The organism is Kluyvera genomosp. 2, assembly GCF_036759865.1.
GTDB classification, from domain to species: domain Bacteria; phylum Pseudomonadota; class Gammaproteobacteria; order Enterobacterales; family Enterobacteriaceae; genus Kluyvera; species Kluyvera ascorbata_B.
In genome coordinates this window covers 85,260-106,058 of record NZ_JAPKIA010000015.1, presented here as the reverse complement: position 1 = coordinate 106,058, position 20,799 = coordinate 85,260, and the positions used below count along the sequence as shown (strand labels likewise).

Sequence of the window (20,799 nt, the reverse complement as noted above, 5' to 3'; positions counted from 1 at the left end):
ATTAGCGGTCCACGTCTGACATAACAAAATCAATACTACCCAGGTAGACGATAAGGTCTGATACCAGGCTGCCACGGATCGCCGACGGAATCTGCTGCAAGTGCGCATAGCTCGGCGTACGGATACGGGTGCGGTAGCTCATGGTGCTGCCGTCGCTGGTCAGGTAGTAACTGTTAATACCCTTGGTCGCTTCCACCATCTGGAAGGACTCCTGCGCCGGCATAACCGGGCCCCAGGAAACCTGCAGGAAGTGGGTGATCAGGGTTTCAATGTGCTGCAGCGTGCGCTCTTTCGGCGGCGGCGTGGTCAGCGGGTGATCCGCTTTGAACGGGCCTTCCGGCATGTTGTCGAGGCACTGCTGAAGAATGCGCAGACTCTGGCGCAGCTCTTCCACTTTCAGCATCACGCGGGTGTAGCAGTCAGAAACGCCACCGCCGCTCGGGATTTCAAAGTCGAAGTTTTCATAGCCAGAATACGGACGCCATTTACGCACGTCGAAGCCGATACCGGTGGCGCGCAGGCCAGCACCGGTGGTGCCCCACTCCAGCGCTTCTTTTGCGGTATAAGCCGCAACGCCGACGGAGCGGCCTTTCAGAATGGTGTTACGCAGCGCGGCTTTCTCGTAGGAGTCCAGACGCTTCGGCATCCACTCGAGGAATTCACGCAGCAGACGATCCCAGCCGCGCGGCAGGTCGTGCGCCACGCCGCCGATACGGAACCAGGCCGGGTGCATACGGAAACCGGTAATCGCTTCGACCAGATCATAGATTTTCTGACGGTCGGTAAAGGCGAAGAAGACCGGCGTCATCGCGCCGACGTCCTGAATAAACGTCGAAATGTACAGCAGGTGGCTGTTGATGCGGAACAGTTCGGAGAGCATCACGCGAATAACGTTTACGCGGTCCGGCACGGTGATCCCGGCCAGTTTTTCTACCGCCAGCACGTACGGCATTTCGTTCACGCAGCCGCCGAGGTACTCGATACGGTCGGTGTACGGAATGTAGCTGTGCCAGGACTGACGCTCGCCCATCTTCTCGGCACCACGGTGGTGATAGCCGATGTCCGGTACGCAGTCGACAATCTCTTCGCCATCAAGCTGCAGAATAATACGGAATGCACCGTGCGCAGACGGGTGGTTCGGGCCGAGGTTGAGGAACATGAAGTCCTCGTTTTCGGTCCCGCGCTTCATGCCCCACTCTTCCGGTTTGAAGGTCAGCGCTTCCATTTCCAGATCCTGCTTGGCTTTGGTCAGCTCAAACGGGTCGAATTCGGTGGCGCGCGCCGGGTAGTCTTTACGCAGCGGGTGGCCTTCCCAGGTCGACGGCATCATGATGCGGCGCAGGTTAGGGTGGCCGTTGAAGGTAATGCCGAACATTTCCCAGGTTTCACGCTCGTACCAGTTGGCGTTCGGGAAAAGTTTGGTCAGCGTTGGCACGTTCAGGTCGTTTTCAGACAAAGCCACCTTGAGCATGATATCGCGATTGCGGTCTATTGAGATCAGGTGGTAGAAAACGGAAAAGTCCGCGGCCGGTAAACCGTCGCGGTGGGTACGTAAGCGTTCATCCATGCCGTGCAGGTCAAACAGCATCACATAAGGCTTCGGCAACTTCTTGAGGAAGTCGACGATCTCCAGCAGCTGCTCGCGCTTAACCCAAACGACAGGAACCCCGGTGCGGGTGGCCTGAACGGTAAATGCATCCGGCCCAAAACGGTTGCGCAGTTCGCCGATGACCGGATCATCAAGGTGATCGCGGGTTTGCCATGCGGCCGCTTCTTGCGCGGTTAAATCGGTCATATTGTTCACCATTGCAAAAGGTCCGTGGTGACTGCCGGAGGTGGCCTTCGCGCTGTTGTATGTTGATTTGCGAAGTCAAAAGATGCCACCGCCCGCAGGCGCAAATTAAATCTCGTCTGGCGTGCGCAGATTCGTCACTGCAATGCGTTCGCCGCGTTTACGCTCGCGTTCCGACTGCATATTGGCGCGGTACACGCCCTGATCGCCAACGACCCATGACAGCGGGCGACGTTCTTTACCGATGGACTCCTGCAACAGCATCAGCGCCTGCATATAGGCTTCTGGACGCGGCGGGCAGCCCGGAATATACACGTCAACCGGGATAAACTTATCGACGCCTTGCACCACGGAATAGATATCGTACATGCCGCCGGAGTTGGCGCAGGCACCCATCGAGATAACCCACTTCGGTTCCAGCATCTGGTCATACAGGCGCTGAATGACCGGGGCCATTTTGGTAAAGCAGGTACCGGCCACCACCATCAGGTCAGCCTGACGCGGGGAAGCGCGCAGTACTTCCGCACCAAAACGCGCAACGTCATGCACCGCAGTGAATGACGTCACCATTTCTACGTAGCAGCAAGAAAGGCCGAAGTTGTAGGGCCAGATTGAGTTCTTACGACCCCAGTTGACCATGTCGTGCAGCGCGTGTTCGAGTTTCCCCATGTACACGCTTTTGTTCACCTCTTGCTCCAGGGGGTCGGTCACGATCTCCTGCTTTTGCAGAGGGTAACGGTCGTTCTCACCGTTAGGATCTATGCGGGTGAGCGTATAATCCATCTTATTGCCTCGCTTTTACTGCGTATTACGGTTAGTGACGCTGTCGTTTTCCGGGTTTACCAGCGTGCGGCGAGAACGCGCAGGCGTCCAATCGAGCGCGCCAATGCGAACGAGGTAAACCAGACCGGCCAGCAGCACAAATATGAAAATGGCGGCTTCGATAAAGCCAACCCAACCGCTCTCGCGAATGGACGTTGACCAGGCGTACAGGTAAAGCGCTTCGACGTCGAAGATGACGAAGAACATGGCGACCAGATAGAACTTGGCCGACAGGCGCAGTCGTGCGGAGCCAACGGAGTCGATGCCCGATTCAAACGGGGTGTTTTTGCTACGCGCGCGCGCGCGACCGCCAAGGTACCAGCCGCCGATGAGCATCAGGCAGCAGAGGCCAATGGCAATGATCAGAAAGATAGCGAATGCCCAGTGATGAGCGATGATTTCAGTGGATGTTGACATACGCAAAGCTTACCAAATTAGTAGCTTACCCTGCTCTGCTCTTACCGGCAGATGGACGCTACATCGATTCATGGGGAGGATTAAAAAACCTACAAACAGCCCAATTGGAACGCCAGACCGCAAAATGTTGAGGTTTTTTACTCCTTTCTATAACCTTTTGTCAACTTTAACAAAAGTTTCCTCACATTAATTTACATCAAAGTCATTTCATTAACATTACGTGCCCTTTGATTCTATTCACCTCAGTAGACCTTAAGGTTTATCGGTTGGTGAATCGTGTCCGTTTTGTAGCAATGACAGGAATTACCCCTCTATTTTGACAGGAATTACTAACGATTCCTCCCCCCCATGAGGGGTATTTTCTTGATCTAAGACACGCTTTTGTTAATTCGCCCTGTAAAACGGCAACAATCTATCCGTTTTTTTAACATTAGCAGGAGATATGGCATTGCGTTTGCCATGGGTAGGTATGAATAGAAAAATAATTCTAATTACATGATTATTATCACATTAATAAATTTATTTTTTCGGTCCTGGCGAAAAAACGCAAAAAAAGAACCGCAAACTGGTTTTTTATCGTCTACGATTCTTTTTTGCACTTACATTTTGTTACTACTTTTCAACCGGAATGTTAATCAATGTCCCTTTCAAATATAAGGGGATTATCTCCCTCTTCCGGCGTATACACACCCGTCTGTGGCCAGGCGTCGTGCCGCGGTTCTTGCGACTCAAAAATCATCTGCGCTAGCTCGTTGCCGCTTTCCGCGTTATAGCTCAGCATGTATTCGGTTTCCGGCAGATCCGGCATCCCTTCCCCTTTCCCCAACGCGCGCAGATCGGGGCTCATCATTTCTACCGGGCGCGCCGTCACGCCAAGCCCAGCCTTCACCGCCGCGCGAACGGCCGAGAGCGACGACGCAACGTAGGCTAAACGCCACGGCATTCCGGCGGCATCAAGCGTCTTGAGGATGGTGTCGCGGAACGGGCTTGGATCGTCGAGCAGCACCAGAGGCATCGGCTCTTCGGGGCGCAGCGTAAACTCCGCAGCACAGTACCAAAGCGTAGGCGAGGTCCGCAGTACCGTCGAGGCAAAACCTTCCAGCGGGTGCGACGTTAACGCCAGGTCCACTTCTTGATTCTTGAGCATATCGGCCATCACGCAGTGACGTTTTACCCGCACGTCAAGCGCCAGCTTAGGATACGCCGAGCTAATGCGGTTTAATAAAAACGGCAGAATGGTGTCCGCAGATTCGTCGGATGACCCCAGCGTCAGTTGACCCTGTAGCGGGTTAAACATTAGCGACGTGCATGCTTCATCGTTAAATCGCAGAATTTTTCGCGCATAGCCCAGCAGTTGAATACCGTGCTCCGTTAACAGCTTATTTCGCCCATGACGGGCAAAAAGCTCCTTTCCTACCAGCTGCTCCAGGCGCTGCATCTGCTGGCTTACGGCGGATTGGGTACGGCACACCGCGGCAGCAGCGGCGGCAAAGGTGCTCAGATCGGCAACAGCAACAAAGGTTCTCAGCAGATCGAGGTCGAGATTCAGTATCGGACGATTAGCATTTATCATATTAATCCACTTACAGGTGCGGAAACCGACCTGCCTTATTGATGCTGCACTCAAAAAATTCAGGCTAATCCTTTAAACATCTTTCACCAATCTCTGACGAATGACTGCCCGACGAGTGTCAGTATTAAAATTGTCTGCGACGGCAATGCGCGCAGTTCCTTTTTACAATATGTCCGTAAACATGTCGCTATTTATCGGGTTCTCCCTGGGTGAGGCCTCGCGTAAGAAGTTGTAGGAAGCGACTTCGCGATTATGCTTCAGAGGGATTGCTGTACGTTTTAAAAGAAGCTAATAAATATGATGAATAACATTGAGTTATAAAACCTATAATGATAATCATCAGTGAAACTAACTCATAGGGCTCTTACTGACCTCAACATATTAACCGAAATCCATAAGATTTATAAGCCTTAATAAGCCGTATCTCAAACTGAAAAAGGTTTAGAATCAAAACAATTTAAGAAATCTAACAAATCACATTCATTACTTTTCAAAATATAAAAAAATATTAATCTTTGCGAAGAGTCACCATTAACATCAGCTTCACAAAAATGGGTATCATGCCTAATCCTTATTTGCTGAGATTTTATTTAAAATTAAAATCGTTGAAGGATGATTAAAGTATATCCAGGCAAATGAATCTTAAGCTAAATCATTTCTTTTTTATCAGACGTAAACACCACACCTAGACCCAATAGCGGTAGATTGAACTGCAAAGCAATAAATTAACAAAAGATCGCACAAAGAGACACGTCATTCCTTAGTAAAAAACATTGTCCCGGCATCAAGGAATGAACAAAATCTTCTACTGCTAACCCTTCAAAACGACGGGGATGGGGAGTACATTGTTCGGTGCTGACTTCCACGGCAGGGAGTGGCGATAACAGCTAAAAAGGTCAAAGATTCATGTCCCCCATCGAAAAATCCAGCAAGTTAGACAACGTTTGTTACGACATTCGTGGCCCGGTTCTTAAAGAGGCCAAACGCCTTGAAGAAGAAGGCAACAAGGTTCTTAAACTGAATATCGGCAACCCGGCTCCTTTCGGGTTTGACGCGCCGGATGAAATTCTGGTCGACGTGATCCGCAACCTGCCGACGGCGCAGGGCTACTGCGACTCCAAAGGCCTTTACTCCGCGCGTAAAGCGATCATGCAGCACTACCAGGCGCGCGGCATGCGCGACGTGACGGTAGAAGATATTTACATTGGCAACGGCGTTTCCGAGCTTATCGTGCAGGCCATGCAGGCGCTGCTCAACAGCGGTGATGAAATGCTGGTGCCGGCTCCCGACTACCCGCTGTGGACAGCGGCGGTGTCGTTATCCAGCGGTAAAGCGGTGCACTATCTGTGCGACGAGTCCGCCGACTGGTTCCCGGATCTCGACGATATCCGGGCCAAAATCACGCCGCGCACCCGCGGTATCGTGATCATCAACCCGAACAACCCGACTGGCGCGGTGTACTCGAAAGAGCTGCTGATGAAGATCGTGGAAATTGCCCGCGAGCACAACCTGATCATCTTTGCCGACGAGATCTACGACAAGATCCTGTATGACGCCGCGCAGCACCATTCGATCGCCGCGCTGGCGCCGGATCTGCTGACCGTGACCTTTAACGGCCTGTCCAAAACCTACCGCGTCGCTGGCTTCCGTCAGGGCTGGATGGTGCTGAACGGGCCAAAGAAACACGCCAAAGGCTATATTGAAGGGCTGGAAATGTTGGCTTCAATGCGCCTGTGCGCCAACGTTCCGGCGCAGCACGCCATCCAGACCGCGCTCGGTGGCTATCAAAGCATCAGCGAGTTTATTACGCCCGGCGGGCGTCTGTACGAACAGCGCAACCGCGCATGGGAGCTGATCAACGAGATCCCGGGCGTTTCCTGCGTCAAACCGCAGGGCGCGCTGTATATGTTCCCGAAAATAGACGCGAAACGTTTTAATATCCACGACGATCAGCGCATGGTGCTGGACTTCCTGCTCCAGGAGAAAGTGCTGCTGGTTCAGGGCACCGCCTTCAACTGGCCGTGGCCGGATCACGTGCGTATCGTTACCCTGCCGCGTGAAGACGATCTGGAAATGGCCATCACCCGCTTTGGCCGCTTCCTGTCGGGTTATCACCAGCTGTAATCGTGTCCAGGCCGTCGGCATTTGCATCCGACGGCCATCTCTGCGCACAATGCCTTTACCACAGTTACTGCGTAAGGGTCGCTATGAATCAGAGTCATTTTTTTGCCCACCTTTCCCGCCTGAAGTTAATTAATCGCTGGCCGCTGATGCGCAACGTGCGCACCGAAAACGTCTCTGAACACAGCCTCCAGGTCGCAATGGTCGCCCATGCGCTTGCCGCCATTAAAAATCGCAAATTTAACGGCCAGGTCAACGCAGAACGTATTGCCCTGCTGGCGATGTACCACGACGCTTCTGAAGTGTTGACCGGCGATCTTCCTACGCCGGTGAAGTACTTCAATTCGCAGATTGCCCAGGAGTACAAGGCGATAGAAAAAATTGCCCAGCAGAAGCTGATTGAAATGGTGCCGGAGGAGCTGCGCGATATTTTTGCGCCGCTGATCGATGAGCATCAAAGCAGCGACGAAGAGAAAGCAATCGTCAAGCAGGCCGATGCGCTGTGCGCTTATCTGAAGTGTCTGGAAGAGCTGTCGGCCGGCAACAATGAATTTCTGCTGGCCAAAGGTCGTCTGGAGAAAACGCTGGCTTCACGGCGCAGCGAAGAGATGGACTACTTTATGGCGGTGTTCGTGCCAAGCTTCCATCTTTCGCTGGATGAAATAAGTCAGGATTCACCGCTGTAACGCCTCCGGATGGCGCTGCGCTTATCCGGCCTACAGGAAGTGAACCGTAGGCCGGATAAGGCGTTTACGCCGCCATCCGGCATTGCGCGCCTGCCCCTGCGAAAATCGTCAGAACGGGAACAGAATCGGCACCAGCACGACGCAGATAATCATCACCAGCACGGTAAACGGCACGCCTATTTTGACGAAGTCGCTGAAGCTGTATTTCCCCGGTCCCAGAACCAGCGTATTCACCGGCGATGAAACCGGCGTCATAAAGGCCGCCGAAGCGGCCATGGCGACGATCATCGCAAACGGATACGGCGAGACGCCCATCGATTTCGCCGTTGCCAGCGCAATCGGCGCCATCAGGACCGCGGTCGCGGTGTTAGAGATAAACAGGCCAATCGCGGCGCACATCACAAACAGACAGCCCAGCATCAGGTAAGGCCCCTGCCCGCCGCCGATATCCATCAGCCCTTTCACCACCAGATCAACGCCGCCGGTTTTTTGCAGCGCCAGCGCAAACGGCATCATGCCGACGATCAAAATGATGCTCGGCCAGTGAATCGATTTATAGGCGCTTTGAGCATCAATGCAGCGGAATTTGCCCATCAGCAGGCAGGCAATAATCGCCGCAATCGGGTTAGGTATTTCGTCGGTCAGCATCAGCGCCACCATCAACACCAGGCAGAAAATCGCGTGCGGGGCCTGGCTGTGGGCGGGTGAAGCATCGCTGACTTCAACCGGCAGGTTAAGCACGACGAAGTCACGACCGTTTTGCGCCAGATGGCTTATCTGCTTCCAGTTTCCCACCACCAGAACGATATCGCCCAGCTGCAGGGATTCATCGACCACCGAGCCGTCCAGCGCCTCGCCGTCGCGCTTCATGCCTACCACGTTGAGGCCGTAGCGGGTACGGAAGCCCATCTCACGAATGGTTTTGCCAATCAGCTCAGACTCCGGGATAAGCGAGACTTCTGCCATCCCCACGTCCAGCGCCTGATCGGAGAAATACTCGCCGCGCAGCACCATCGGCTCCAGCATTTGCTCGGAACAGAACTGACGCAGGTCGATTTCGGCGGCGGACATGTCAATCAACAGCACGTCGCGTGCGCGGAATTCCGATACCCCGTTAACATTGACGATCACCCGGCGGAAACGCCGCCAGCGCTCGACCCCGATAATGTTAGCGCCGTAGCGCTCGCGTAGCTTCATATCGTCCAGACGCTGGCCGATCATCGGCGAGCCGGGGCGAATGGCCAGCCGACGGGCGCGACCGGTTAACCGGTATTCTTTGATTAAATCACGGAAGGTGCTGCGCTTGCGCCCATCGCGCGGCTGGCTGTTGTCGTCCCCCTTGAGCATAAAGCGCATCACCAGCATATAGAGGATACCGAACACCAGCACCACCAGGCCTATCGGCGTGACGCTGAAGAAGCCAAAGCCCTCCAGCCCTTCGCGAATAAGCTCACTGTTGATAACCAGGTTTGGCGGCGTGGCCACCAGCGTCATCATGCCGCTGATAAGACCGGCAAAACTCAGCGGCATCATCAGCCGCGAGGGCGAGATATTCATGCGCGCCGAAACGCTTAGCACCACCGGAATAAAGATAGCGACAACGCCGGTCGAACTCATAAATGCCCCGAGTCCGGCGACGGTCAGCATCAGAAATACCAGCATTTTGGTTTCGCTGTTGCCCGCCACCTGCACCAGCCAGGAGCCCATCTTGGTGGCAACCCCGGTGCGGACCAGGCCGTCGCCGATAATAAACAGCGCGGCAATCAAAATAACGTTAGGGTCGCTAAAACCAGAAAAGGCTTCGCTAAGGCTAAGCGTGCCGCTGAGCACGAAAGCCACGATAATGCCCAGCGCGATCGCATCCATGCGCACCTTGCCGGTAGCAAAAAGCACCACCGCAATCGCCAGCAGACAGAGCACCCAAATCAGTTCACCGTTCACAGCACATCCTTGTCATCAAATAAGCGGTAAGTTGTTCAAGTAAAAAGCCGTTAACCATAGTGACAGAAAAAAGCCCCAGCAATGTGGGGCTAAATCATAAGATCATGCATTCTGCGAGACGTTGACCAACCCGCTCGGCAGTTTTTCCACACGAAGCGACGCCAGCGTCGATAGCACAAAGTCAACCTGCCGCAGTTCCGGCGTTCCGGCGGGTACGTTCACCGCCGCCACGCGGCAGCCTGCTGCCAGGCCAGACTGTACCCCCGCAGGCGCATCTTCAACCACCAGACAGCTCTGCGGCGCCAGCCCCAGTCGCTCGGCACCCAGCAGGTAGGCATCGGGCTGCGGCTTACCCCGCTTCACCTGCTCGGCGGTGACAAACACCGCCGGCATCGGCAGACCGGCCGCACGATGGCGCGCATGTGCCACCGGAATCGATCCGGAAGTGACAATCGCCCATGCAATATGCTGCGCATCGAGCTGGTTCAGCAGCGTCAGCGCGCCGGGCAGCGCGCTGATACCGTCAAGATCGGTGGCTTCTATCTGCTCAAGACGCAGGAATTCCGCCTGAATTTCCGCTTCCGATTTACCCGGCATAAAGTGACGTAGCGTGGTGATGGCCTGCTTGCCATGGATAAAATCCAGCACCGCGTCAGGACTGACGCCGTAGCTTTCGGCCCAGAAACGCCAGGAACGTTCCACCACCGCCAGTGAATCTACCAGCGTACCGTCTAAATCAAACAGGAACCCCTTACACTGCACGGCGGCCTCCATCAGGCATTGATGATCTGATTAATTTCGTTGCTGCTCAGGTGATACTGGCGCGGGCAACCGTGCCAGACGTTCAGCATACGCTGGTATTTGTCCCACATCGGCGTCTGGGCGTTGAAACCGTGGGTGCCGGCATCAAAGTGGGTATAGCGGCCTTCCACGTTCACCATAAAGCGCACGTAGCCAAGGAAACGCGCTTCGGTCGCGGCGTCAAAGCCCAGGAAGGTCACGCGGCGTTCATCAATGGTGTCGGCATCTTTCAGGTTGGTCCAGGAAACGTGCAGCGCGTGGTACATTTCCATAATGTCGATAACGATGCGGCAGGTCTCTTCTTTGAGCTCCCCGAATTCCCTGTCCAGTTCACGCATCTGCAATCCATAACCACGTTCAATAATGGTTTGCAGGCGGCGGTAGCGCTCAGCGTTGTCGGGATCAAGCATAGTCATCATTTTGTACTGATTAGACAAAATCAGACGTTGAGCATGGGTCATTTCCATTTTTCGACTCCTGTTGCGCGTTGCGGCAAAAAAAAAGACACAAAGTTTGTGTCTTCTTTTATATGCGTTTTTCGCTATCAATTACAAATCATCGAGGAAAGTTTTATCCAGTTGTTTGAAGGCGCGCTTAAGCGTGTCAGCCAGCGCCTGGTAATCAGGCTTACCTTCGACCGGCGACAGCGCCTGCCCGGCTTCCTGTAATTTGCCGCGCACTTCGTAGAACCACTGCAGCGTTGACGGCGGCAGCGGCGTCACGGAACGCTTGCCTAACCACCACAAACCCTGCATCGGCAGGCTGAGGGCGAACAGCGCGGTCGCTACCGCCGGGCCGAGCTGACCGCCGAGCGCGATTTGCCAGCAGAGCGTAAATATGGCCAGCGGCGGCATGAAACGGATCGCATGGCGCGTCGCGCGAATCACACGGTTCTCAACAAACACCGGCGCAAGACGTTTTTCCAGCGGCCACGTCTTTGCATAGTGCTGCCCCCGGCTAAACAAACTGAAAAAACTGACCGGGCGTTGCTCGGGAGTCGACATGGCTTACCTCAACTTCACGTATAAAATTTAAAATATTTTTTAAAACAACAACTGCGTATGACATCGTTCAAAAAATTTTGGCATCCACCCGACGATCGGGTATCCTGTGCCAGCCTGAGATAGCCAGATTCTATCCCCTCCGGCATATCAAATTATCGCATATTCTGCCATTGGCTGAAAATTATGCAAAATGGCTTAGAATCAATATGTATTTCTTAGATCATGCCTGAAAACTGTTCCGGGCATGATGTTAATCATAAATGTCGGTGTCATCCTGCGCTACGCTTTATGACTCATTGACGTTTTTTTAGCCACGTATCATAAATAGGTACTTCCATGTCGAGTAAGTTAGTACTGGTTCTGAACTGCGGTAGCTCCTCACTGAAATTTGCCATCATCGATGCAGTCAACGGTGAAGAGTACCTCTCTGGTTTAGCCGAATGTTTCCATCTTCCAGAAGCACGTATCAAGTGGAAAATGGACGGCGGTAAACAAGAAGCGGCTTTAGGTGCAGGCGCCGCTCACAGTGAAGCGCTGAACTTCATCGTTAATACAATTCTGGCACAAAAACCAGAACTGTCTGCTCAGCTGACCGCGATCGGCCACCGTATCGTACACGGCGGCGAGAAGTACACCAGCTCCGTTGTGATCGACGAATCCGTTATCCAGGGCATCAAAGACTCTGCCTCTTTCGCGCCGCTGCACAACCCGGCTCACCTGATCGGTATCGCCGAAGCGCTGAAATCCTTCCCGCAGCTGAAAGACAAGAACGTTGCCGTATTCGATACCGCGTTCCACCAGACCATGCCGGAAGAATCCTACCTGTACGCTCTGCCGTACAGCCTGTACAAAGAACACGGCATCCGTCGCTATGGCGCGCACGGCACCAGCCACTTCTATGTTACTCAGGAAGCCGCTAAGGTTCTGAACAAGCCGGTTGAAGAACTGAACATCATCACCTGCCATCTGGGCAACGGTGGTTCTGTTTCTGCTATCCGCAATGGCGTATGCGTCGATACCTCTATGGGTCTGACCCCGCTGGAAGGTCTGGTGATGGGTACCCGCTCTGGTGACATCGACCCGGCTATCATCTTCCACCTGCACGACACGCTGGGTATGAGCATCGACCAGATCAACAAGATGCTGACCAAAGAGTCCGGTCTGCTGGGTCTGACCGAAGTCACCAGCGACTGCCGTTATGTAGAAGATAACTACAAAGAAAAAGCGGACGCTAAACGTGCAATGGACGTTTACTGCCACCGTCTGGCGAAATACATCGGCTCTTACACTGCGCTGATGGAAGGTCGTCTGGACGCCGTTATCTTCACCGGCGGCATCGGTGAAAACGCTGCAATGGTGCGCGAACTGTCCCTGGGTAAACTGGGCGTTCTGGGCTTCGAAGTTGATCACGAACGTAACCTGGCTGCGCGTTTCGGCAAGTCTGGCTTCATCAACAAAGAAGGCACCCGTCCTGCCATCGTTATCCCGACCAACGAAGAGCTGGTCATTGCACAAGACGCCAACCGTCTGACTGCCTGATATCACACCGCCAGCCTAGCTGGCGGTGCTGTTTTGTATCCCGCCCAAAACCGGCGGTAAACGAAAGAGGATAAACCGTGTCCCGTATTATTATGCTGATCCCTACCGGAACCAGCGTCGGCCTGACCAGCGTCAGCCTTGGCGTTATCCGTGCTATGGAACGCAAAGGCGTTCGTCTGAGCGTCTTTAAGCCAATCGCTCAGCCGCGCACCGGTGGCGATGCACCTGACCAGACGACCACTATCGTTCGCGCTAACTCATCTACCACCACGGCAGCTGAACCGCTGAAGATGAGCCACGTAGAAGCCCTGCTCTCCAGCAATCAGAAAGATGTGCTGATGGAAGAGATCATCGCTAACTACCACGCGAACACCAAAGATGCAGAAGTGGTTCTGGTTGAGGGCCTGGTCCCGACCCGTAAGCACCAGTTCGCGCAGTCTCTGAACTACGAAATTGCCAAAACGCTGAATGCAGAAATCGTCTTCGTGATGTCTCAGGGTACCGACACCCCAGAGCAACTGAACGAGCGCATTGAACTGACTCGCAACAGCTTCGGCGGCGCGAAAAACACCAACATCACCGGCGTCATCGTTAACAAACTGAACGCACCGGTTGATGAACAGGGCCGTACTCGTCCGGATCTGTCTGAAATTTTTGACGACTCTTCCAAAGCGCAGGTCGTTAAAATCGACGCTGAACAGCTGAAAAGCACCAGCGCAATGCCAATCCTGGGCGCGGTACCGTGGAGCTTCGATCTGATCGCCACCCGCGCTATCGACATGGCACGCCACCTGAACGCGACCGTGATTAACGAAGGCGACATCAACACCCGCCGCGTGAAATCCGTCACCTTCTGTGCACGTAGCATTCCGCACATGCTGGAACACTTCCGTGCAGGTTCCCTGCTGGTGACCTCCGCAGACCGTCCGGACGTGCTGGTTGCCGCCTGCCTGGCCGCCATGAACGGCGTAGAAATCGGTGCCCTGCTGCTGACCGGCGGCTACGACATGGATCCGCGCATCAGCAAGCTGTGCGAACGTGCATTCGCTACCGGCCTGCCGGTATTCATGGTGAACACCAACACCTGGCAGACCTCTCTGAGCCTGCAGAGCTTCAACCTGGAAGTGCCGGTTGATGACCGCGAGCGCATCGAGAAAGTTCAGGAATACGTGGCTAACTTTATCAACCCAGAATGGATTGATTCCCTGACCGCGACCTCTGAACACAGCCGTCGTCTGTCTCCGCCGGCATTCCGCTACCAGCTGACCGAGCTGGCGCGTAAAGCAGGCAAACGCGTTGTTCTGCCGGAAGGCGACGAACCGCGTACCGTTAAAGCCGCTGCCATCTGTGCCGAACGTGGTATCGCCACCTGCGTACTGCTGGGTAACCCGGATGAAATCAACCGCGTTGCGGCGTCTCAGGGCGTTGAACTGGGCGCTGGCGTTGAAATCGTTGACCCGGAAGTGGTTCGCGAAAGCTACGTGGCTCGCTTGGTCGAACTGCGTAAGAACAAAGGCATGACCGAAACCGTTGCCCGCGAACAGCTGGAAGACAACGTGGTTCTCGGTACCCTGATGCTGGAACAGGACGACGTTGACGGTCTGGTTTCCGGTGCCGTTCACACTACGGCGAACACCATTCGTCCGCCGCTGCAGCTGATCAAAACCGCGCCGGGCAGCTCTCTGGTGTCCTCCGTGTTCTTCATGCTGCTGCCGGAACAGGTTTACGTTTACGGTGACTGCGCGATCAACCCGGATCCAACTGCAGAGCAGCTGGCAGAAATCGCTATTCAGTCCGCTGAATCCGCGATTGCTTTCGGTATCGAACCGCGCGTGGCGATGCTGTCCTACTCCACCGGCACCTCTGGTGCAGGTAGCGACGTAGAGAAAGTACGTGAAGCGACTCGTCTGGCACAGGAAAAACGTCCTGACCTGATGATCGACGGCCCGCTGCAGTACGATGCTGCCGTTATGGCTGACGTTGCGAAATCCAAAGCGCCGAACTCTCCGGTTGCCGGTCGCGCTACCGTGTTCATCTTCCCGGATCTGAACACCGGTAACACCACCTACAAAGCGGTACAGCGTTCTGCCGACCTGATCTCCATCGGGCCGATGCTGCAGGGTATGCGCAAGCCGGTGAACGACCTGTCCCGTGGCGCGCTGGTAGACGATATCGTCTACACCATCGCTCTGACCGCGATTCAGTCTTCACAGCAGGGCTAATCCTTCTGCCGCCCGTTCGCGGGCGGTTTAGGGCAAAAAAAAATCCGGAAGCGGGAAACCGTTCCGGATTTTTTATATCTGTAGCAGAGCGACATTATTCGTCGTCTGCGTCTTCCTCTGCATGGGTTTCGTTGTTTGCGTTGCGGGTCATCCACAGCGCCAGCGCCTTCAGCGAGTCATCGGTAAACTCATCGCAACGCGCGGTGATCTCTTCCGGCGTCATCCAGCGTACGCCGCTGACTTCTTCTTCCTGCAGGGCAAACGGCCCGTGGGAGACGCAGCTAAACAGGCTTCCCCAGACGCGACAGTTTTTATCTTCAAAGTAGAACTGCCCGTGATCGGCGAACGGTACGCCAGCAATGCCTAATTCTTCTTCTGCCTCGCGGCGGGCTGAGTCCAGCAGCGTTTCATCAGCCTGAACAACACCCCCAGCGGTGGCGTCCAGCATACCCGGCTGGTAGTCTTTTGTTTCGGTGCGGCGTTGCACCAGAATTTTGCCCATACCATCATGCACGACGATATAGGTTGCCCGGTGACGCAGGCACTGCGCGCGCATCTGTTCACGGCTCGCCTGCGCGATGACCTCATTGTCCTCGTTGACAATATCGACCCATTCCGTGCTTGCCAAATGATTCTGCTCGACCATCCGAAAACCTTACCTTGAAAGCGCTCTTTATGGCGCGTTTTATGATTGATGGGTAACTTACGGGTTAATAGCAACCTCTGCAATAACCTGTTGATCATTGAGTGTCAAAACGTGCAATTTATGACCATCAAGCAGCCCATAGCTGGCAGCGAAACCGCCCTTGGGAATGCTAACCGAACCGGGGTTAAATAAGAATATCTGTTCATGCTTTTCTGCCACCGGCAGATGCGTATGTCCAAAAACAAACACATCACCGGCTGCCAGCGGCGGCAGGTTACCGGGGTGATAAAGATGCCCGTGGGTCAAAAACAGACGCTGATGTTCGGTAAGGACCTGCTGCCACGGCGCGCTAAGGGGAAACTGCAGCAGCATCTGATCAACTTCGCTATCGCAGTTACCGCGCACGGCAATAATCCGCTCCGCAACGCTATTGAGCCGCTCGGCAACCTGCGCGGGCGCATAGCCATCGGGTAAGGCGTTGCGCGGCCCGTGATTGAGTACATCGCCCAAAATAACCAACCAGCGTGCACCGCTCTCGTGAAAGCGGGCCAGCACTTTCTCAGCGGCCGGTAGCGAGCCGTGAATATCCGATGCAAACATCAGCTTCATTAATCAAATCTCCCACGATGATAACCCTGTTATCATAATGGATTCTCTCGTTTTTTTCAGCCTGCGCGTTTGGCCGAGAGCGCAACATAGCGCTGTACCGACGCCCTCTGCCACTGGAAGGCAGCGTAATCCGCCAGCGCCTCCGGCACATCGTCGCCGTTGAACACCAGACGGTTGAGCATCAGCGCCAGGTCAGTATCGGCCAGACACCACTCGCCAAACAGATTAGGACGCCCGTGGGCAAGCAGCGCACTGGCGGTGTCAAACAGTTTAGCTGCGCTTTTGCGTCCTGCGTCCGTCAGCGGCGCTTTTTTCTCACCGGCAAAGATAACCGACGTCGGACGTTCTTCGCGTATCGGCATCAGGTCGCTGCGTAACCACGCCTGGATCTGTCGTGCACGGGCGCGTTTTTGCAGATCGTGAGGGTACAAACGCTCCCACTGCGGCGGCGCGAAGCGTTCATCAAGGAATTCGGTAATGGCGGAGGACTCGCTGAGCTCAAACCCTTCAAGCTCAAGCAGCGGCACGCGGCGGGTCGCCGAATAGCCGCGCCAGCCCGGCTGGAGGTGCTCGCCGAGGTCAAGGTTAACGGTCTTTAGCGTAAACGCCAGCCCCTTCTCCTGCAGGGCAACGTAGACGGACATCACGTAGGGTGAGAAAAAATCGGAATCAGACCAAAGCGTTATCACAGGCTGGCTCATAGCGTCCTCAATCACGGGCAGGAGATGCACGAACGATGGACGCAGAACGCGTCCATCCAACATAGCTGTCAACATAGCCTGTCTGGCAGGTGATGTCACTTGTCCGCAACATGAGGATTTTGCAATCAGCCGACCACCAGCGTTTTCGGCTCAAGATAGGCCTGCATGCCCCATTTTCCCATCTCGCGGCCCAGCCCTGACTGCTTCATGCCGCCAAACGGCGCCAGCGGTTCATGCTCAAGGGTATTGACCATCACGCGGCCGGATTCAATCCGCAGCGCCAGCGCCTCGCCTCGTTCCCGTGAGCCGCTTAATACCATCGCGTTCAGGCCATACTCGGTATCGTTGGCAATCGTCAGCGCTTGTGCCTCGTCGCGATAAGGGATCAGTACCAGCACCGGCCCAAAGATCTCTTCGCGGGCAATACGCATCTGGTTGTTCACATCGGTGAAAATGGTCGGCTTCACGTACCAGCCTTTTTGCTGTCCCGCGACGCGCCCTTCGCCACCAACCAGAATCCGCGCTCCCTCCTGCTGACCTAACTGAATATAGCCCTGCACCCGCAGCCACTGTTTCTGGCTGACCATCGGGCCAATCACGGTCTTACTATCACGCGGGTCGCCGGTGGTGAACCCGGTCATCGCCTCGATAAATGCCTGCTCAAACTCAGCCTGACGGGAGGCGGGAACCAAAATACGCGTCCCGGCGATGCACGCCTGCCCGCTATTCATAAACCCAGCTTCCAGCGCCCGATGTACCGCCACCTTCACATCCACATCATCGAGGATCACGGTCGGCGATTTGCCGCCCAGTTCCAGCGTGACGCGCTTAAGCGTGCGGGCACCGCTTTCCACAATGTGTTTGCCCACCGCCGTCGAGCCGGTAAAGGAGATTTTGGCGATGTCCGGATGGTGATTGATCGTTTCCCCCACCACGTCTCCCCGCCCGGTGACAATGTTAAACACGCCCGCTGGAATATGCGCGGCGTGCAGAGCCTCAGTCACAATCTGCGTCTGCCAGGCGCTCATTTCGCTCGGTTTGATAACCGCGGTACAGCCGGAAGCCATCGCGGTCGCCAGCTTATTGCAGATAAAACCGGCATCGCTGTTCCACGGCGTAATCAGCCCAGCGACACCGACCGGCGTCATCACTACTTTGGCGCGGCCAACCTGTTCTTCGAAGCTAAATTGCTTAAGCGCATCGATGGCGCAGCGAATCGTCTGAGCCGGCCAGGACGCCATCCAGTGTGCGCGTACCGATGGCGCACCGTACTCGGTGACCAGCGCTTCCAGCAGATCGGCTTCTCGCGCCTGTACGGCCAGGTACATTCTCTCCAGCACCACAATACGCTCTTCACGGGTCGTCTGCGACCAGGCCGGGAACGCGGCTTTCGCAGCGGCAATAGCGCGCAGGGTGTCCTCTTCATCCGCCAGTCGCACCTCGCCAATCACGGTTTCGGTTGCAGGGTTAAACAGCTCAAAAAGCTCACTACCGTGTGGGGTAACAAACTCGCCGTTGATGTAAATCTGGTTGATGTGCAGCATGATTCGGTCCTCTCATCGTGGGATGCCGTGGAGTATAGGAGCCGCGCATCGTAACGATAAGAGGGTATAATATGGACAACCTGTCACGAAAATCGGAACAATCATGCACCGCAGCGGCCTTACCGAACTTGAAATCGTCCTTGCCGTCACCCGCCAGCAGAGCTTTCGCGCCGCGGCGCGCGAGTTAGGGATGTCGGCGACCGCCGTCAGCAATGCCGTTGCCGGGCTGGAATCGCGGCTTAACGTCCGGCTTTTTAACCGCACCACCCGCAGCGTGGCGCTCACGGAACAGGGCCAGCGCTACGTGGCGCGCGTCGCTCCGGCCCTGGCGGAAATACAACGCGCCGCCGAGGAGATTGCCGCCGAACCGGGAAACCCGACGGGGACGCTGCGCATCAACGCGCCGCGCGAATGCGTTTCACTGCTGTTCCAACTGTTTGATACTTATCTGCAACGCTACCCGCAGATGCGCCTGGATATCACCACCGAGTCACGGCTTATCGACATCGTGTCAGAGGGATTTGACGCGGGTATCCGCCTTGCCGAGTCCGTCCCGCAGGATATGATTGCCGTCGCACTGACGCCGGATGCGCGAATGCTGATTGTCGGCTCACCGGACTACTTCAAACGCCACGGTACGCCCGTCTCGCCAGACGATCTCCAGCAGCATCAGAGCATCGGTATGCGCATGTCCCACGGCGGCGTTTACCACTGGGAACTGAAGCGCCATCAGCAGAAATTTACCGTCAATATTCCAGCGCGAATTATCGTCAGCGAAATGCAGGCCATTCACCGTGCCGCGCTGGCTGGACTGGGGCTGGCGTTTATTTCAGAATGGTTTATTCAGGACGAACTCCGCAGCGGCAAACTTATCAGCGTTTTGGATGAGTGGTGCCCAACCTTTGGCGGCCTGCGCCTTTATTATCCGGGGCACCGACATGTGCTACCGGCGCTACGCGCGTTTGTTGAACTGGCGCACGAACTGAACGCGCGCCAGACCCTGCCGCGATAAAGATGCTTTAGTGTATGATGCACTGGAAAACAAAAATTAAGGAGAACACCTGCAATGTCTCAATCCGACGCTGTCATTCGCATCAAAAACCTGCGCCTGCGTACCTTCATCGGCATTAAGGAAGAAGAGATCGCCAACCGCCAGGACATCGTTATCAACGTGGAAATTCGCTACCCGGCGGACAAGTCGCGCAGCAGCGAAGATATCAACGATGCGCTGAACTACCGCACCATTACCAAAAACATCATTCGCCACGTTGAAAATAACCGTTTCTCTTTACTGGAAAAATTAACGCAGGATGTGCTCGATATCGCACGCGAACATCACTGGGTCACTTATGCTGAAGTGGAGATCGATAAACTTCACGCGCTGCGTTACGCCGATTCAGTATCCATCACCCTGAGCTGGCAACGCTAAGCGCTCCCTGTGGGAGGTGGCATGAAAATTCTGCTAACCGGCGGCACCGGGCTGATCGGCCGCCATTTAATTCCGCGTTTACTGGCGCTCGGCCACGCAGTTTGCGTGGTGACCCGCTCTGCGGATAAAGCCCGGCAAATGCTTGATGCCCGCGTTGAGATCTGGCCAGGGCTTGAGAAGCCGTCCAGCCTCGACGGCATTGACGCGGTGATTAACCTCGCCGGTGAGCCCATTGCCGACAAACGCTGGACCGCGGCACAAAAGCAGAAATTATGCGATAGCCGTTGGGCCATCACCCAGCGCATCAGCGATCTCATTCAGGCTAGCCAGACGCCACCCTCGGTGCTGATTTCCGGTTCAGCAACCGGCTACTACGGCGATCTTGGCGAAGTGGTGGTCACCGAAGAAGAGCCGCCGCACAACGAATTCACCCACAAGCTGTGCGCCCGCTGGGAACAAATTGCCAGCAGCGCGCAGAGCGAGCGTACCCGCGTATGCCTGCTGCGCACCGGCGTTGTTCTGGCCCCAAAAGGCGGTATTCTTGGCAAAATGGTGCCGCCATTTAAGCTCGGCCTCGGCGGCCCGATAGGTAGCGGCAGGCAATATCTGGCGTGGATCCATATCGACGATATGGTCAACGGTATTCTCTGGCTGCTGGATAACGATTTACGCGGACCTTTCAACATGGTTTCACCTTACCCGGTGCGCAACGAGCAATTTTCTCATGCCCTTGGTCAGGCACTGAATCGCCCGGCAATTCTTCGCGTTCCCGCTACCGTTATACGCCTGCTGATGGGCGAATCCTCGGTGCTGGTGCTGGGCGGTCAGCGCGCGCTCCCCAAACGGCTGGAGGCCGCCGGGTTCGCGTTTCGCTGGTACGATTTGGACGAAGCGCTGGGCGATATTCTCGCCCATTAAGTTTTCATACGACGGTGATGGCGCCCGGCTATCA

At 55.3% G+C, this 20,799-nt stretch carries 19 protein-coding genes; 7 read left to right on the top strand and 12 right to left on the bottom strand.

The genetic code is table 11. The features are described from left to right. Position 1: 1 nt before the first annotated feature. The 4 genes from nuoC to lrhA form a co-directional block, all read right to left on the bottom strand. Positions 2 to 1,807: an NADH-quinone oxidoreductase subunit C/D gene (gene nuoC / locus V6942_RS16885; RefSeq protein WP_333501523.1), complete on the bottom strand. Its 1,806-nt coding sequence runs from the start codon at positions 1,805 to 1,807 to the stop codon at positions 2 to 4. 93 nt (positions 1,808 to 1,900) lie between these two features. After that, positions 1,901 to 2,575 carry an NADH-quinone oxidoreductase subunit NuoB gene (gene nuoB, locus V6942_RS16880; protein WP_002913178.1) on the bottom strand — a complete coding sequence of 225 codons (675 nt, stop codon included), beginning with the start codon at positions 2,573 to 2,575 and terminating at the stop codon, positions 1,901 to 1,903. A gap of 15 nt (positions 2,576 to 2,590) precedes the next feature. Further along, positions 2,591 to 3,037, bottom strand: a complete 447-nt coding sequence (gene nuoA / locus V6942_RS16875) for an NADH-quinone oxidoreductase subunit NuoA (RefSeq protein ID WP_106924274.1) — start codon at positions 3,035 to 3,037, stop codon at positions 2,591 to 2,593. 625 nt (positions 3,038 to 3,662) lie between these two features. Then, a complete protein-coding gene (lrhA, locus tag V6942_RS16870) occupies positions 3,663 to 4,604 on the bottom strand; it encodes a transcriptional regulator LrhA (protein WP_106924273.1) in 942 nt (313 codons plus the stop codon). A 906-nt stretch (positions 4,605 to 5,510) separates the two neighbouring features. Here lrhA and alaA point away from each other — a divergent pair. Both alaA and yfbR read left to right on the top strand, forming a co-directional pair. Continuing rightward, a complete protein-coding gene (alaA, locus tag V6942_RS16865) occupies positions 5,511 to 6,728 on the top strand; it encodes an alanine transaminase AlaA (protein ID WP_333501522.1) in 1,218 nt (405 codons plus the stop codon). 83 nt (positions 6,729 to 6,811) lie between these two features. Next, a complete protein-coding gene (gene yfbR, locus V6942_RS16860; RefSeq protein WP_106924271.1) occupies positions 6,812 to 7,411 on the top strand; it encodes a 5'-deoxynucleotidase in 600 nt (199 codons plus the stop codon). Positions 7,412 to 7,519: 108 nt separating this feature from the next. Here yfbR and V6942_RS16855 read toward each other — a convergent pair whose 3' ends face one another. The 4 genes from V6942_RS16855 to yfbV all read right to left on the bottom strand — a co-directional run bounded on the left by V6942_RS16855 (position 7,520) and on the right by yfbV (position 11,157). Further along, positions 7,520 to 9,352 carry an SLC13 family permease gene (locus tag V6942_RS16855; protein ID WP_333501521.1) on the bottom strand — a complete coding sequence of 611 codons (1,833 nt, stop codon included), beginning with the start codon at positions 9,350 to 9,352 and terminating at the stop codon, positions 7,520 to 7,522. 102 nt (positions 9,353 to 9,454) lie between these two features. Beyond that, positions 9,455 to 10,114, bottom strand: a complete 660-nt coding sequence (locus V6942_RS16850) for a sugar phosphatase (RefSeq protein WP_333501520.1) — start codon at positions 10,112 to 10,114, stop codon at positions 9,455 to 9,457. Between the two features lie 11 nt (positions 10,115 to 10,125). Then, positions 10,126 to 10,620, bottom strand: coding sequence for a YfbU family protein (locus tag V6942_RS16845; protein WP_035892491.1), 495 nt, complete (start codon positions 10,618 to 10,620; stop codon positions 10,126 to 10,128). 81 nt (positions 10,621 to 10,701) lie between these two features. Then, a complete protein-coding gene (yfbV, locus tag V6942_RS16840; protein WP_106924269.1) occupies positions 10,702 to 11,157 on the bottom strand; it encodes a terminus macrodomain insulation protein YfbV in 456 nt (151 codons plus the stop codon). 336 nt (positions 11,158 to 11,493) lie between these two features. On the opposite strand from yfbV, the gene ackA reads away from it, so the two are divergent. Together ackA and pta are read left to right on the top strand one after the other, a co-directional pair. Then, on the top strand, positions 11,494 to 12,696 hold the full coding sequence (gene ackA, locus V6942_RS16835; RefSeq protein WP_182930252.1) for an acetate kinase: 1,203 nt from the start codon (positions 11,494 to 11,496) through the stop codon (positions 12,694 to 12,696). Positions 12,697 to 12,773: 77 nt separating this feature from the next. Next, a complete protein-coding gene (gene pta / locus V6942_RS16830) occupies positions 12,774 to 14,918 on the top strand; it encodes a phosphate acetyltransferase (RefSeq protein WP_106924267.1) in 2,145 nt (714 codons plus the stop codon). Between the two features lie 94 nt (positions 14,919 to 15,012). Here the strand turns inward: pta and yfcD are convergent, their stop codons facing one another. From yfcD to V6942_RS16810, 4 genes are all read right to left on the bottom strand, one after another. Next, the gene (gene yfcD / locus V6942_RS16825; RefSeq protein WP_106924266.1) at positions 15,013 to 15,564 is read right to left on the bottom strand and encodes an NUDIX hydrolase YfcD; all 552 of its coding nucleotides are present in this window, start codon (positions 15,562 to 15,564) and stop codon (positions 15,013 to 15,015) included. 57 nt (positions 15,565 to 15,621) lie between these two features. Continuing rightward, a complete protein-coding gene (gene yfcE / locus V6942_RS16820; RefSeq protein ID WP_106924265.1) occupies positions 15,622 to 16,173 on the bottom strand; it encodes a phosphodiesterase in 552 nt (183 codons plus the stop codon). Between the two features lie 56 nt (positions 16,174 to 16,229). Continuing rightward, entirely contained in the window at positions 16,230 to 16,874 is a 645-nt protein-coding gene (gene yfcF / locus V6942_RS16815; RefSeq protein WP_106924264.1) for a glutathione transferase, read from the bottom strand. A gap of 125 nt (positions 16,875 to 16,999) precedes the next feature. After that, positions 17,000 to 18,418, bottom strand: coding sequence for an aldehyde dehydrogenase family protein (locus V6942_RS16810; RefSeq protein WP_333501519.1), 1,419 nt, complete (start codon positions 18,416 to 18,418; stop codon positions 17,000 to 17,002). Between the two features lie 103 nt (positions 18,419 to 18,521). Here V6942_RS16810 and V6942_RS16805 point away from each other — a divergent pair, with 103 nt between their 5' ends. From V6942_RS16805 to V6942_RS16795, 3 genes are read left to right on the top strand one after another with little or no spacing between them, the layout of a single operon-like run. After that, positions 18,522 to 19,430 carry a LysR family transcriptional regulator gene (locus V6942_RS16805; protein ID WP_333501518.1) on the top strand — a complete coding sequence of 303 codons (909 nt, stop codon included), beginning with the start codon at positions 18,522 to 18,524 and terminating at the stop codon, positions 19,428 to 19,430. 54 nt (positions 19,431 to 19,484) lie between these two features. Continuing rightward, positions 19,485 to 19,847: a dihydroneopterin triphosphate 2'-epimerase gene (gene folX / locus V6942_RS16800; protein WP_106924262.1), complete on the top strand. Its 363-nt coding sequence runs from the start codon at positions 19,485 to 19,487 to the stop codon at positions 19,845 to 19,847. A gap of 21 nt (positions 19,848 to 19,868) precedes the next feature. After that, positions 19,869 to 20,765 (top strand): TIGR01777 family oxidoreductase, encoded by an 897-nt coding sequence (locus tag V6942_RS16795; RefSeq protein ID WP_106924261.1) that lies wholly within the window; start codon positions 19,869 to 19,871, stop codon positions 20,763 to 20,765. Positions 20,766 to 20,799: the final 34 nt, after the last annotated feature.